Annotated in this window: 13 protein-coding genes; 5 read left to right on the top strand and 8 right to left on the bottom strand. The window is 65.8% G+C overall.

Annotation, left to right across the window (positions count from 1 at the left end; translation table 11 throughout):
- Window position 1 precedes the first annotated feature (1 nt).
- On the bottom strand, window positions 2–322 hold the full coding sequence (locus EDD25_RS01480; protein WP_134171718.1) for a hypothetical protein: 321 nt from the start codon (window positions 320–322) through the stop codon (window positions 2–4).
- 470 nt (window positions 323–792) lie between these two features.
- Between EDD25_RS01480 and EDD25_RS01475 the strand changes: the two genes are divergently transcribed.
- Window positions 793–1215, top strand: a complete 423-nt coding sequence (locus EDD25_RS01475; RefSeq protein ID WP_134171717.1) for a hypothetical protein — start codon at window positions 793–795, stop codon at window positions 1213–1215.
- A 109-nt stretch (window positions 1216–1324) separates the two neighbouring features.
- Here EDD25_RS01475 and EDD25_RS01470 read toward each other — a convergent pair whose 3' ends face one another.
- Complete coding sequence (locus tag EDD25_RS01470) at window positions 1325–2884, bottom strand: maltokinase N-terminal cap-like domain-containing protein (protein ID WP_134171716.1); 1560 nt, start codon at window positions 2882–2884, stop codon at window positions 1325–1327.
- Window positions 2885–3026: 142 nt separating this feature from the next.
- On the opposite strand from EDD25_RS01470, the gene EDD25_RS01465 reads away from it, so the two are divergent.
- Window positions 3027–3860, top strand: a complete 834-nt coding sequence (locus tag EDD25_RS01465; protein WP_134175020.1) for an ACT domain-containing protein — start codon at window positions 3027–3029, stop codon at window positions 3858–3860.
- A 4-nt stretch (window positions 3861–3864) separates the two neighbouring features.
- Here EDD25_RS01465 and EDD25_RS01460 read toward each other — a convergent pair whose 3' ends face one another.
- Complete coding sequence (locus EDD25_RS01460) at window positions 3865–5103, bottom strand: acyl-CoA dehydrogenase family protein (protein WP_134171715.1); 1239 nt, start codon at window positions 5101–5103, stop codon at window positions 3865–3867.
- A gap of 86 nt (window positions 5104–5189) precedes the next feature.
- Between EDD25_RS01460 and EDD25_RS01455 the strand changes: the two genes are divergently transcribed.
- Window positions 5190–5795 carry a TetR/AcrR family transcriptional regulator gene (locus tag EDD25_RS01455; RefSeq protein WP_134171714.1) on the top strand — a complete coding sequence of 202 codons (606 nt, stop codon included), beginning with the start codon at window positions 5190–5192 and terminating at the stop codon, window positions 5793–5795.
- Between the two features lie 6 nt (window positions 5796–5801).
- Here the strand turns inward: EDD25_RS01455 and EDD25_RS01450 are convergent, their stop codons facing one another.
- Both EDD25_RS01450 and EDD25_RS01445 read right to left on the bottom strand, forming a co-directional pair.
- On the bottom strand, window positions 5802–6578 hold the full coding sequence (locus tag EDD25_RS01450) for an enoyl-CoA hydratase (RefSeq protein WP_134171713.1): 777 nt from the start codon (window positions 6576–6578) through the stop codon (window positions 5802–5804).
- Between the two features lie 136 nt (window positions 6579–6714).
- A complete protein-coding gene (locus EDD25_RS01445; RefSeq protein ID WP_134171712.1) occupies window positions 6715–7437 on the bottom strand; it encodes an AfsR/SARP family transcriptional regulator in 723 nt (240 codons plus the stop codon).
- Between the two features lie 249 nt (window positions 7438–7686).
- Between EDD25_RS01445 and EDD25_RS01440 the strand changes: the two genes are divergently transcribed.
- The gene (locus EDD25_RS01440; protein WP_134171711.1) at window positions 7687–9225 is read left to right on the top strand and encodes a flotillin family protein; all 1539 of its coding nucleotides are present in this window, start codon (window positions 7687–7689) and stop codon (window positions 9223–9225) included.
- Between the two features lie 288 nt (window positions 9226–9513).
- Here the strand turns inward: EDD25_RS01440 and EDD25_RS01435 are convergent, their stop codons facing one another.
- Both EDD25_RS01435 and EDD25_RS01430 read right to left on the bottom strand, forming a co-directional pair.
- Window positions 9514–10149, bottom strand: a complete 636-nt coding sequence (locus EDD25_RS01435; RefSeq protein ID WP_166671161.1) for a DUF4232 domain-containing protein — start codon at window positions 10147–10149, stop codon at window positions 9514–9516.
- A gap of 435 nt (window positions 10150–10584) precedes the next feature.
- A complete protein-coding gene (locus EDD25_RS01430) occupies window positions 10585–11589 on the bottom strand; it encodes an NADP-dependent oxidoreductase (protein WP_134171709.1) in 1005 nt (334 codons plus the stop codon).
- 543 nt (window positions 11590–12132) lie between these two features.
- On the opposite strand from EDD25_RS01430, the gene EDD25_RS01425 reads away from it, so the two are divergent.
- Window positions 12133–12831 (top strand): hypothetical protein, encoded by a 699-nt coding sequence (locus EDD25_RS01425; RefSeq protein ID WP_134171708.1) that lies wholly within the window; start codon window positions 12133–12135, stop codon window positions 12829–12831.
- A gap of 29 nt (window positions 12832–12860) precedes the next feature.
- Here the strand turns inward: EDD25_RS01425 and EDD25_RS01420 are convergent, their stop codons facing one another.
- On the bottom strand, window positions 12861–14060 hold the full coding sequence (locus tag EDD25_RS01420; protein ID WP_166671160.1) for a carboxylate-amine ligase: 1200 nt from the start codon (window positions 14058–14060) through the stop codon (window positions 12861–12863).
- Window positions 14061–14175 lie beyond the last annotated feature (115 nt).

Below are 14175 nucleotides of genomic sequence, written 5' to 3'. Positions count from 1 at the left end.
TTCACGCTGCCGCGAGGAACTTCACCTGCTCGGCGATTTCGCTCTCGGAGCGGGCGTCGAAGACGCCCCACATGAAGTGCGTCGGCCCGCTTCCGTCGCTGCGCGGAACGGACGCCCGCATCGTCCAGCCGGAGGCGAGCGCCGCCGTTCCGAGCACCTCCAGCGAGGGCGCAATTGTCTTGTGCAGCACCTTGCCGGCCACGACCGCGCCCCGGTCCGATAGTCGCCAGCCGCGGTGGTGGGCGAGCATCCGGCCGACCTCCTCGTTGGTGAGCCACCAGCTGAACGTGCGGGCAGGAGGCTCGATTGCTTTTAGCGTCATGCTGCACACTGTAGCCAGTTCCGCTGCATGTCAGCGTGTCGCCCCGAGGGCAGGCCACTGTGAGAGCTTTCGACTGAAGAAGACCGGTGCGTTTGCGCCGGAATGATCATTGACGACCACGACCACGACCACGAACCGCGAGGCCCCGAACGGGTTGACGCCGATCACCCTGCCATCGATGAGGGCACGCCAACGAGGCCGGTGAGCCGGGACGTTCGGGACAGCCGTGCATACGTTTGCGTGGCGGTGTCGACCTGCGCGTCGCTGGGACGTGGTGTCATCGTCGTGCGAGCCTGTGATCGGTTCTCTCCCTCGAACAACTCGTCTTCTGCCTCCCGGCGAGAGAATTCGGTGAGAGCGGTCGACCGGAGTACATCGTCTTCAGGCGCGAATCAGCGTCAGCGACTCCACAACGTGGGCAGTCGTGGGTGATGTGGTTCTCGCGGGGCCGGACATGACAGGATTCAGATATGACGGCGAATTTTCCTCGAATTGCATTAGCCGGATTGTCGATTGCCTTCTCCGTCCTGGTGCTCTCGGGGTGTTCCTCCGATTCGAGCGGCGTCGGTGCGTTCGATCGTGATCAGACCGAGGCCGACGTGCTGCCGGCTGAACTTCAGGACGTCGCCAGTGTCAGCCCGGAATCGACCCGCCTGCTCGCCGTCATCGACGATGTCGAGTACTTCGCGGCGAAGGCAATCACAACCGGCGACCCGTGCCTGGTCGCTGCCCCCGAGCCCGGCGATTGGACGGTTGCGTGCTCCCCGTCTCTTCCGCTGATCTCCTCGAATTCGGGTGGCACGAAGGTCCAGCTCACCAGCATCGACCGCCTATCCGATGCAGACGGTTGGCACTTCGTCGCCGATAACCTGGCAATCCAGGAGGCCGGCTAGTCCGTTGATCAGCGCGCGGCGAGGAGGCAGCGAAGTGGTCCCGCGCATCGTCTGTCGGCCGCCGGGCCTCACTCGTCCACCGCCTGCCGCCGGTGACACCCGTGTCCATTCAGTCGTGGTCGTTCCGGCTGCGTGCGTAGGTGCTCGTGATGCGTCTCACGGCAGCCAGGGGCAGGGGCAGCCAATCCGGTCGGTTTCGGGTTTCGTAAACCGTCTCGTAAATGGCCTTGTCGAGTTCGAGCGCGGTGAGAAGCGCGTTGTCACCGGCGTTGTCACCGGCGTGGTCGCCGCTCTCGCGCTCACCGTCGGACATGCTCTGTCGTGACCCCCGCGGTTTCGATCCCAGGGCATAACCCTGAAGAAACGCACGTCGGCAGGCCAGCGCCCACGCGGCAACCCGCTCGGGGTCGAGGTGGGGGTGCGAGTGGGTGACGGTGCCGGAAACGTAGTCGAATGAGCGAAGCATCCCGGCGACATCGCGAAGCGGCGCGTCCGGCTGATCGCGTTCGCTGACGGCCCGAAGCGGCTCTCCCTCGAAATCGAGCAGGATCCACCCTCGCCCCGGAACATCCAGCACCTGCCCGAGGTGAAAATCCCCGTGGATGCGCTGCAGCCGCTGCCAGGGAACCGTGAGGGCACGCGCAAAGATTCTCTCGACCTCAGGACGTACGGCCAGGAGCGAGGGGACCTCGATCGCGGCCTGACGGAACCGATCGAGCATGGCCGTCACCATGGTGACCATCACGCGCGGGGTCGCCTCGAGTGTCGGCATGGCCGCAGCGAGGTCGGCGTGCACGCCCGCCGTCGCGTGGCCGAGGCGCCGGGCCGGTTCGCTGAAGTCTTCACCGGCGGCGGCCGCGAGCAGGGCCGTGCGCCAGGCGTCCGCTACGTCGGGAATGAATTCCTGAACAAAGACGAGATGACCGGAGGCACGTCCGTCAGGCTGGCCGGGATCGTTCCACTCGCCGGCCACGGCGCCGAGCGGCTCGGGAATATAGATCGACCCCGCCTGCGCGAGTACCGATTGCACGACGACGTCCGGGTTCTGCCCGTGATGGATCGCTCGGAAAACCTTGCAGATGACCGGCGGCACCGAACGGTCCCCGCCGCCCAGGTCGCAGATGATCGACGTGTTCGACTGTTCACCGGTCAGGACCCGGCTGGAGCGCACCGGACAAGAGATCACCCGGCTCGCGAGCGAGGAGGAGGGATGTGCGGCGTGAATCGGTTGTCCCCGCGCGATCGTCGCGGATGAGGCCTGAAATTGCTCGGGGACGAGTCCGCGTTCCACAATGAAACGCAGCAGTGCGGTGACCCACACGGTGTCATGGGTTCCGTCGTACACAAATCGAGCTGCACCAGCTGCCTCGCCTGCCACGCCGATGAGGGCGGGCTCAAGGTGGGGGGCGGGCGCCACGCGTTCGCTGATGGGAACCTGATAGACCGCAGTTCCTCTACTGGATTCGTCACGAACGAGAAGAGTTCGCAGCTGCACGTCCGGATCCGGCGAGGCCAGCGTCCACTGCCCGACGAGGCTCAGCGCGGGAGGGACTCTCCCGTTCGGAAACCACCGTTGCGCGGACACCCAGCGATTGAGAAAGTCGGGCAGGTCGCCAGCGAAGATATCCGTGTCATGAACCTCACGATTCGCACGCTCCTGGTCAGTCATGCGGCCAGCGTACGCGCGCACACGACCGAATCACAGGGTCTTTGGTCATGACCGGGCGCCGGTACCCGCCTGCGCACAATTCGCTGGCATGTGACCTGCGCGCAACGAGTGAGAAACGTGGACTCCCCAGACTGAGAACATGATGAGATCGAGAAGACCGAGGTTGGCCACCGCCGAGCTGCGCTGCGACGACTGCGGGCAGCTGCCGGAGGCGTCCAAGACGCGCCAGACCGTGGCGAACGTTGTCACGATTCTCCCTATCGAGCTGCTGGTACACGCCGCTGTCGTGCGCACCGAGCTGCCCTATGTGGCCAAGGTTCTCGTCCTTGCCCTGACGGCGACGACACTCGTGATCTGGGTTGCCGAACCCGGGACGCGGCGGCTGCTTCGACGCTGGTTGCACGCTCCGGCTCTGCGGCGACGGTCGACCCTGCACGCCTCGCCGGCGCTGTGGCGGGTACGCACCATACTTCCCGACGAGAGCGGGACCCTGGAGCGGGTCACCCATGGTTTCTCGCGACTTGACGTCAATATTCTCAGCATCCATGTGCATCCCGTGGACGGTGGCGTCCTCGACGAATTCGTGGTGAGCGCGCCGGGGGAGCTCTCGGACGACGACATCCTCGCGAGCATCATGGCCAGTGGTGGCCGGGCGACGCGTGTGTGGCCCACCACGCCGCTGGCCCTCACCGATGGGCAGACGAAGGCGCTCGGCCTGGCGGCCCGGGTTGCGGGCGATCCGGGCGAGCTCGCCCAGGCGACGGCGGAACTCCTGTCGGCGCGAATCGTTACCGTGCCGGCGGGGCCGGTCGATGACACCCTCCTGAAGATCCCGCGGGCGTGGAATGAGCCCCTGTACTTTTCGCGTCCGGGGGACCCGTTCACTCCCGCCGAAGCGTCACGCGCTTACCACCTGGCGGAACTGGCCGAAGTCGTCGAACTCACCGGGCGGGCACACCCGGATGCGGCGAGGTAGTCGGTCAGGCGATCGCGGAGATGCCGGTGACGGCGCGACCCACGAGGAGAGCGTTGATTTCGTAGCTTCCCTCGTAGGAGTAGATCGCTTCGGCGTCGGCAAATATCTTCGCCATCTCGTAATCGGTGCTGATTCCGTTTCCGCCGAGGATGCCACGCCCGAGAGCGACGGTTTCGCGCATGCGTGCGGTGCACGTCGATTTCGCAAGGGCGGCCTGGTCCATGGTCAGGCGACCCGACTCCTGCAGGCGGGCGAGTTGCACCATGAGCGTGAGGCAGAGCGTGGCATTGCCGATCATGCGCGAGAGCTGCTCCTGAATCAGCTGGAAGGCGGCAATGGGCTGCCCGAACTGACGTCGTTCCAGAGCGTAGGCGCGAGCCACGTCGAAGGCCGCGAATTGCTGTCCGACGGCCTGCCACGAGACCCAAACCCGGGAGTTGCGCAGGAGCACGTTCGTGTCCCGAAAACTGTTGGTGCCCGGGAGTCGATTGCCGGCCGGAATGCGCACGTTGTCGAGGGTGATGTTGGCGTTCTGCACGATTCGCACGGCAATCTTGTTCTCAATGGTGCTCGTGGAGAATCCGGGGCGTTCCTTCTCCACAATGAAGCCCTTGATCTGGTTGTCGGCGGTGTCGCGCGCCCACACCAGCACATAGTCGGCCATGGCCGCATTCCCGATCCAGCGTTTGTGCCCGTTGAGCACCCAGTCCTCGCCGTCGGCGGTGGCGGTGGTCTCCATGGCGCGGGAAATATCGGAGCCGTGCTGTGGCTCCGTGAGCGCGAAGGCCCCGATTTTTCGAAGCGCCAGCAGGTCGGGCAGCAGCCGGTCACGTTGCTCCTCGGAGCCGAGCTGCTCGATCGAGGCGGCAAAGAGTTCGTGATGCACGCCGAAGAATGTGGAGATGGACGTGTCGGCGCGGGTGAGCTCCATTTGAAGGAGGCCGGCAAGCAGGTGACTCGTGTCGTTCTCTCCGATCCCGCTCAGGTTCTGCGCGGCCAGCTTGGGGAGCAGGGCGAAGGGAAATTCGGCGCGATTCCAGAAGTCGACCGCGATCGGGCGGACCTCCGCCTGGAAGAACTGCCGCGCGCGAGCGAGGCGGTCGCCCTCGGCCTCGGAGAGTAGATCCGTGATGAACAGCAGGTCGGCGGTTGGATACGGTACGTCTGCGCCCACGGGGTCGGCGGGGGCTGGCAGATCCGTCGTGGACGGCAGGTGTGTGGCAGTCGGGGAGCGGAACGTCATTGTTTACCTCGTGTTACCTCGCGCAAATCGTTGGTACGATTTCGAGTACGAGCGTACACCATATGTATCACCAGACAGGATCGACCATGACTCTTCCGACCGTCGCCCAGCGTCCCCGTGAACGGTGGTCTGCACGTCAGGATGAACTGTTCGGCCAACTTGTTGACCTTTTCCTCAGGGAGGGTTTCTCCGACGTGACTCTTGCAGCGGCGGCCCATCGACTGCGCTGCTCCAAATCGACCATCTACTCCCTCGCCAGTAGCCGCGAGCAGCTCGTGCAGAAGGCCGTCGTGTTCTTCTTTCGTGGCGCGACCGAGCGGGTGGAGCGTAAGCTCGACGGCACGCTCGACCCGACCGACCGCATTGCCTCCTATCTCCGCGCGGTGGGCGACGAGTTGCGTCCGGCATCCGCTGCCTTCATCGACGACGTGGCAGCGTTCCCGCCGGCCAATGCCATCTATGAGCGCAACACGCAGTTCGCCTCGGCGCGCGTGCATGAACTCATCAGCGACGGTGTTCGCGTCGGGGCGTTTCGTGAGGTGCCGGCGGCATTCATCGCTGAGGCCGTGTCTGCCGTGATGGTGCGCATTCAACAGCAGCACATCTCGGAGAGCACGGGCCTCACCGCGGCCCAGGCCTATGACGAGCTCGCGGCCCTCGTCGTCAACGGAATCCGGGTACCGACGACGTAGGTTGCCCTACCGGTTGGTGAAGACCGGGCTTCGCTTCTCCACGAACGCCGCCATGCCCTCTTTCTGGTCTTCGGTCGCGAACGTCGAGTGAAAGAGGCGACGTTCGAAGCGGATGCCCTCGGCAAGCGTGGTCTCGAAGGCCGCGTTCACCGCTTCCTTCGCGAGCATCGCAATCGGGGTGGAGCGCGACGCGATCGCCGCAGCCGTCGCGAGCGCGTCGGTGAGGAGATCCGCAGCCGGCACAACGCGGGCGACGAGGCCGCACCGCTCCGCTTCCTCTGCGCCCATCGTGCGCCCGGTCAGGATGAGCTCCATGGCCTTGGCCTTGCCGACGGCGCGGGTGAGCCGCTGAGAGCCGCCGATGCCGGGAATGACGCCAAGCTTGATTTCCGGCTGGCCAAATTTGGCGGTGTCGGCCGCGATGATGAAATCACAGATCATGGCGAGTTCGCAGCCGCCACCGAGCGCGTGGCCGGCGACGGCCGCAATGACCGGGGTGCGCACGGCCGCCAGGGAGCCCCAGCCGGCGAACCAGTCAGCGGCATACATCTCCATGTACGACTGCGGGGCCATCTCTTTGATGTCAGCTCCGGCGGCGAAGGCTCGCTCGGACCCGGTGATCACGATCGCACCGATCTCCGGGTCCCGATCCAGCTCGGCCGCAGCGGCCACAACGTCGCGCATGAGGGCGTCGTTGAGTGCGTTGAGCGCCTCAGGTCGGTTGAGTGTGATCAAGCCAACCTGACCGCGGCGTTCCAGCAAAATGTTCTCGTAGGTGCTCATCTGATGTATGTCCCCTCGAATGGTGCCGTCATGTCCGGGCGACTGTGCCAGCGACGTGCACCTAACATACTAGGAAGTCCTAGGGATCTCTAGCTCGGTGCGACGACGCCTTCAGCGCGGGACCGCGGTCGGCGCTTCAGGTCGCCCTAACGGTGCCGGCGAGTTCAGACTTGAGAAGTGCGGCGAAGCGTGGTGAGGGCGCCACGCCGAGTTCGCGTCGAAGGCGAACGCAGAAATCTCGGTAGGCACTCAATGCGGAGGGGCGATTGTCGGCCGCAAGATGCCCGCGCACCAGCAGAAGCTGCAGGCTTTCCCGCAGCGGTTCAATGGATGCCGCGGATCGCGCGGCCACAATGGCATGAGAGGGATCCCCCCGGGCCAGATACCGCCTGGCAAGGATCTCCAGCGCGTCCACGCGCTCGTGCTGGAGCAACTCCTGCTCGCACACAACCCAATCTTCGTACCATCCCGGCAGCAGCTCGGTCGTGCGAAGGAGTTCGATCGTGGCGCTCGGGACCCCCGGTTCCCCTGAGTCGATGACGGCGCCGATCATCCGCCGTAGTTGATGCACGTCGACGGCCACCTGGTTCCCGAGCTGAAGCGGTTCGGTGGTGCGCATCAGGAAGGGGAGCTCGTGGGAGATTCGAAAGATGCTGGCCCGGAGATTTCCGGCGGCTTGCGCCTCTGACCCGTCCGGCCAGAGCAGTGTGGCAATGAAGTGGCGCGGCCGAATCCCCAGTAGCGCGATTGCTGTGATGACGCGTTTTTGTCTGGCGCCGACGTCGACCGGTTGGTCGTTTTGTTTCAATTGCCAGCAACCGAGCAGGGTGAGTTCCCACCGGGGAACAAGAATTGGCATTGTCGTCCTCCTCGCATCAGCTGCCGAGTAGAACAGTCTGGCCTCGCCACCGCATCCAACGGCACACGTCTGCTACCGACAGAATGGCCAGCACTGCGCGCCTTGTCAATGCGCGTCCGAGACGGATTTGCGCATCTTCGCAATTGCGGCAGACCATGTGCATCTCTGCGACACTGATGGGGTATCAGGCACCCGCGGCGACCGGCCGGGGATGTGTCAGCCTTGCGCTTCGGCGCCGGAAGGACCCCCATGCTCGATTTCCTGTTCGGCCCGCTGCCCGGAATTCTCGTCACGGTTGTGGTCATCCTCGTGGTTGCCCTCATCTACGCGCGCACCATCTACAAGAACGCGGGACCCGACGAGGCCCTCATCATCACGGGCAAGAAATCACGGAAGACGATCGTCGACGGGGCCACCCTCGAAGAGTCGGGGCAGCGGGTCGTGCACGGCCAGGGCGTCTTCATCACCCCCTTCTTTCAGAAGGCCTTCAAGATCAGCCTGCGCAGCCGGGCGATCGAAATCACGGCCATCGCCCAGGACCGCAATGGCATCACGCTGACCGTCGAGGCCGTGGCCATCGTCAAGGTGGGTGACGCCCCGGCCAATATCCGCGCCGCCGCCCAGCGTTTCCTCGGCCAGGACAAGAACATCGATGGGTTCGCCCAGGAGGTGCTGTCCGGTTCCCTGCGCTCCTCGATCGGTGCCACCGACGTGATGACCGTGATCCAGAAACGGGATGAGCTCGGAAGCGCCGTACTGGCCACCGCACGCGAGTCACTCGCCAACCAGGGACTCGACGTCGACTCGTTCGAGATCAAGGGCATCACCGACGAGAACGACTACATTCGCGATATCGGACGTGCGGAGCAGGCCAAGGTGCGCCGTCAGGCCGAGGTCGCCGAGCACCTCGCCAACCGGGAATCGCAGGAAGCCTCGATCGCGGCCGAGCAGGCCGTGGCCGAGGCCCGGAACACGCTCGCGCTGCGTCAGGCGGCGCTTCAGCTTGACACCGACAAGGCGGCCGCCGAGGCAGCCGCTTCCCGGCCGCTCGCCGAGGCGAAGGCGCAGCAGGCCATCGTGCAGGAGCAGGAACTTACCGCTCAGCGTCGCGCGAGCCTGCGCAAGGCCGAGCTCGAGTCAGAGGTGAACGCGATTGCCGACGCGGATGCGTACCGTATTCGCGTGACGGCACTGGCGGCCGCCGAGGCATCGGTTGCCGCGGCAACCGCCGACCGGGATAGCCGCGTCGCCAACGCGGAAGCCACGCGGGCCGAGGGCCAGGCGGAAGCCGACGCCATTCTCGCCAGGGGCACCGCCGAGGCCACTGCAACGCGACTGTCGGCGGAGGCCGTCGCACAACAGTCCGAAGCCTTGATCCAGCTGCGCCTCGTGGAGATGCTGCCCAAGATCGCCCACGAACTGGCCGCGCCGATGAGCAACATCGACCAGCTGACGGTGATTTCCACGGATGGTGCGAGCCAGCTGAGCAAGAATGTGGCGTCCGGCTTCTCCGAGGTCGACGCCGTGCTCTCGTCCACCATGGGCGTGGGGATCAAGGATCTGCTCACCGGCCTCGTGGGGGGAAGCGCAGCGGGCGCCGCCCTGTCCAAGACGAAGCAGCAGCAGGCCACGCCGGAGACCGACACCGTGCCGGCGGACGACGTGGACGACGCCCCTGCGTCGGTGCCCGACGCCGACCTGGACGTGCTGGCCTCCGGGGCCGGTTCCGCAGCCGCCGACGCTGCACGCCACGCCGCCGCCGGATTCGTGAACGGGCTGCAGAAGTAGCATCGCGAGGTCGCGGGAGCCACAAATCGGCAGTGCTGACCGAATTGAGCGCGCGGGTGTGCTCCGGGCTGCCCGCTCCGGGCTTGAGAGCCATGGTGTCGGCCTGCAGGCAGGCGAAGGCCTTCCTGCGCAGCGTGATCGTGCGGGCGCCGAACATCGTCCCGGTGACGGCGCCGGCCGGGAGGCCTGGGCGGCCAGGGCGTCAAAGGCAGGTTCGGCATCCCGGCCTTGATCCTCAGGCGGCGACCCTCGAGGCTGTGCCCTGCGCGCACCGCTGAAGCCGGACCCCTAGAAGACGACCCGGGACGGCGCCAGCGGGCCGGAACGCACGATGGTCGTACTGGTGTCGTCGCAGCCGTCGATGGGTTTGGGTGTGGCCACCTGGCGCGGGTCCGTCCAGTCCGGCAGCGTGACCGTGAGTTCGGTGACCGGCACGACCGTGCAGTTGTAGGCGCCGGCCTGACCGAGGTGAAGCAGGCTGAAAGCGGATGCCCCCGGCGCCAACGGCACGACGGCGACGGGGAACCAGCGGCCGGGTTCCTCGCTGGAGACGGCCCCGATCACGGCGCCGGAGTTCGCGCTGACCAGGGAGACGGCCGGGAAGCCCTCGACGGTGCATTCGACCGAACTGTTGTTGGTCAGCTGCAGATCCCAGAAAAAGTTCCCGGCGCCGCTGTCGTACGGACGAGACTGCAGGGACAGCGCGAGCGTGTTGGGCCCGCAGACGGCGACACCGGCGGTCGCGGTTGCGGTTGCCGTTGATGGCGGGGAGGGCGACGCGGTCGGCGTGGCCGTGGGTGTTGGCGTCGGGGAAACGCTGAAGGGCAGTGGCGGGGCGGCGCATCCGGCGAGAAGCACGACCCCGGCGGCCAGGCAGGCCAACCCGATCCTGCGGCTGGGCCCCCGAACTCTTCTACTGAACATGAATCCAGTGTCACACTCCCGTGCCGATCGCGCCCCCGGAAGGCGGGATCTCCCTGTTCGCTTTGCCCTGTACTCCACTTCGACCGGGGCCGAATGACCGCGCAACCCACCGGTCAGCTCGGTGAGCGCTATTGGTTGACGGAGCCCATCGGACGTGGAGGTATGGCCGCCGGCGGCCACGGGGATGCGCATAAGTGAATGCCTAGCGTTGGACGACACCGACCTGGATCTTGCCCGCGGAGTTCTGACCGTCACGGGGACTGCGGCAATCTGCGCTTGATTTCCCTGCATCCCGCGACAACGGCAGCGTCACGGGGTTACCGCCGCGCAAGACTCACCCTCACATACTGGTTTCTGACCGCGCGACCGAAAGGGCCCGGGGAAGGCCGCCTCAAAACTCAAAACACATGCCACAGTTCTCACCCCCGCGGATCGCTAGGACCGTTCGTGCACGTCCCGCACCTTGCGGTAGCCGAACCCGTGGAAGGAATCGTCGACCGGCCGCATGCCGAGCACGATCTTGCCGCGCGCGTGGTGCTTCTCGAGGTCGTCAAACGCCTCCCGCACCCGGTCGAAGGGGTAGAAGCCCGAGATCAGCACGTTCACCGTGCGATCAGCGGCGAAGCCGGCGATGCGCGCGAGCACCCTGGTCTGCGCCACTGCGTCTTCCGGGCTCGGCGCCATCGCGCGCAATTCCACATCTCGTCTGTTCTCGCTCGACCGGAATCGCGAGCGACTCACGCCGAGCTCGTCCGAGACATCGATGTTGTCTTTTCCGAAGTTATCGAGATACGCGGCGACTCCGCCCGGGGCAACCGCCCTGATCCGTTCGGCGAGGCCGTCGCCGTAGACAACTGGTTTCACGCCGATCTGCCTCAGGTAGTCGAAATTGCGCTCACCGCACGTGCCGATCACGGTCGCGCCGCGCGCCATCGCGAGGTGCGCCTCGATGCTGCCGACTCCTCCGGCGGCCGCGGAAATAACCACGACGTCGCCCTGCCCCACTCCCACAGCCTGAACGGCGTCGTTCGCGGCGAATCCGGCCAGGAAAAGGCTGCCCGCAACCTCCCAGGAGAGCGCGGCCGGCTTCGCGACGAGAGACGTGGCCGGCACCACGACGAAGGTCGCGTGCGAGGCCATGCTCGTGTGACCGAGCACCTCCGATCCCTTCGTGAAGCTCGTGACACCCTCGCCCGTCGCGACGACGAGGCCAGCAAAATCGCTGCCCTGCCCGATCGGGAGCTCGACGGGGAACTCGTTCTGGTACCGGCCCTGGCGGAGGAAGGCCTCGACGTGGTTGATGCCAGCGGCGAGCACTTCGACGAGCACCTCGCCCGGACCCGGTTGCGGGCGTTCCGTCTCGATGATCTCAAGGGTGTCGACTCCGCCGAAGGCGGTGACACTGACGGCGCGGAGGGCGGAGCTACGTCGGGGACTCATTCCGTCATCTTCTCCTGTTTCCGGTCGTGGGGCAATGCCCGCCGCCCGCAATAGCGATCTGCCAGTGCTCGCGTGCAGCGGGAACCCCGTTGGTACTGGAATCGTGATGCACATTGCACCGACAAGGAGCACGACCATGGTCGCGCTCGACTGAATTCTCGGCCGCCACGACTCTGGGCAGGGCGACAACACTCCGCCGCCCCGCGCGCCTCAGAGCGCCAGCGGCATCCCTCGGCGTAGCGACGATGAGATCGCCGTCGAGTGCTACCCGTAACTTCTGCGCACCGCGCCTCCCGAGACGATCGAGCAGGCGAACGCGGAAGCGTTCACGCGCCTGCCCCGAGCAGCGCGACCTGTTGTTCGCCACGCTCAGCGTGAGTGCGCACGAGAGCGAACGGCCGGCGGAAGCCTTGCCCACGGCCGCGGAGGACCAGTGGATAATTTCGGGCATGGTCGAATCCTCCTGTAGACGCATGGACGGGTGCCGTGACGAACGACCATCAGTGCTGGATTGAAATTTCCTGAGGATGTTGGGAGTCTTTCATGCCCCTGGCACACAGTCGCAGAAACCCCACTTTCCACCGGGAGAATCGTCTTGACAGCTCCACATACAACGAGGATAGTGACCGGCGAGAGCCCCAGACGAAGGGTGGCGCAACTGTGGATGAGTTTTGGTCGAACCTGCTCGCGGGAGTTGTCAGCGGCGGCGTCATCGCGACGGTCCTGACGCTTACGACCGCGAGGTGGGTGGCGCAGATCAAGTCGACGGTCGAGGACGAGGCCAGGAGGATCACCGAAACTCGAAGCCTCGAGTGGGAATTGTTGCGTGACGTACTCGGGCCCGTGACGGTGCACCAGCAGCGCACGAAGATGGCGTTCCAGCGGTGGAAGAGCAGGAACATCCTTCTCGAGACGCTCATAATCGCGGACAGCAACGGCAGGGTCCGTGCAATCCTTCTGGACAAGTTTTACCTCTTGACCCCGGAGCTTCGCGGGCCGGCCGTTGACCTCATTGAGCACTACGACCTTTGGTTTGAGGCGTACGAGCGAGAACGAAAATCACAGAAGCCGGAGGCCGACCAGTCGGCCTTCACGTTCGTCGGCCCTGCCGGATACCCGTTTCCCCGCGCGGCCGAGGACGTATTCACCCGAGCGCGTGACGAGACGTGGGCCCGACTCGTAATAAGACCCGAGCCCCCTGGCGCAACCGGCCGAACGGGCTCGGCTCGCCGGTCGGTGTGATTCAGCGGCTGCCGAGGTCGCGGGAACCACTAGTCGGCCGCGCTGACTGAGTCGCGCAGCAAAACGCCGAGCGCACGGGGACCGCCGGTGGCGAACGCCGCACGCTGGCGCTCGGCGCCGGTGCCGAGACGCCAGAATCGGTCGAGAAGCTCGCGCACCCGGTCGGCGTCGCCGGCCTCCTCGAGCGCATCGGACACCGCTCCGAACAGCGCGGTGACGACCACGCGGGCCGGGGCGAGCTCGCCCGAGATCGGGTCGAGAAGGTTCGACTGCACGCCATCGCGCGCGGCGTGCCAGAGGGAGGCATCGAGGAGTTCCGGCTCCAGGCGCGAGGGAGCGGTATCCCGATCGGCATCCGCGAGGGCCGTTGAGACCAACGCGCGGGTGAGCGCCGTCAAGAGTAGTGAGCTCCGCGTGTCGAGTTGGGCATCGCACACGCGCACCTCAAGCGTCGGGTATTTCTCGGCCAGGCGGGCACCCCACCAGATCGTATGCAGGTCAAGTGTGCCCCCGACACCGATCAGGCTTCTGGCGCGTCGATCATAATCGGCCGCGTCCGCGAAGTGCGGCGGACAGCCGGCCGTTGACCAGCGTCTGGCGTGGATGCTTCGCCAACTGGTGAAACCGGTGTCGCGGCCGTTCCAGAACGGGGAATTACCGGACAAGGCCTGCAAGACGGGAAGCCACACCCGCACGTGGTTGAGCGCGGCAACCCCCGCTTGCCGGTTCGGGATCCCCACGTGCACGTGAAGGCCGTTGATGAGATTCTCGGGGACGAGGCCGCGGAGCTCAGCCTCGACCCGGCGGTACCGGACCGTGTCGGTGACCTCCGGCGAGTCCGATCCCTGAAAGGGCGTGCCGACACCGGCCGCCAGAGCGTCCTGCGCCGCTGCCGCGGCGGCCAACCGCGACCGGAAGGACAGCAGGGTCGCTTCGGCCTGATCGAGGTGTTCGAAGACCGGACTGGAATGCTCGATTTGCGACGTGAGGAATTCCGAGTGAACGAGCTCCGGCGGAACGAGCTCTGGCGTGATGAACCCCGGGGTAATGAACCCAGGGGTAATGAACCCAGGGGCGACGAACTCGGTGCCGAGGGAACCCGACTGCGACCGCCCGCGGAGCAGCGACTGAACCTCTGCGCTCACGTTCTGCGGACGCAGGGTGGAGCGGTCGAGGAACATAAATTCCTCTTCCGTGCCGAATGTGCGCATCATCGCCCCCTGCTTCATTGCTGGGATGGTAGCCGGTTCCGGTGGTCCGTGAAAATGTACGTGCATTCGCGCGGCGCACCCCTAGCCGTTGCGGGGTGAGTGATGTTTCATGGACCCGACGCAGAGACGAGGG

This window comes from Cryobacterium psychrophilum, from assembly GCF_004365915.1.
Lineage (GTDB): Bacteria > Actinomycetota > Actinomycetes > Actinomycetales > Microbacteriaceae > Cryobacterium > Cryobacterium psychrophilum.
Note: the sequence above shows the minus strand (reverse complement) of the source record. Positions and strands in the feature narration are given on the sequence as shown.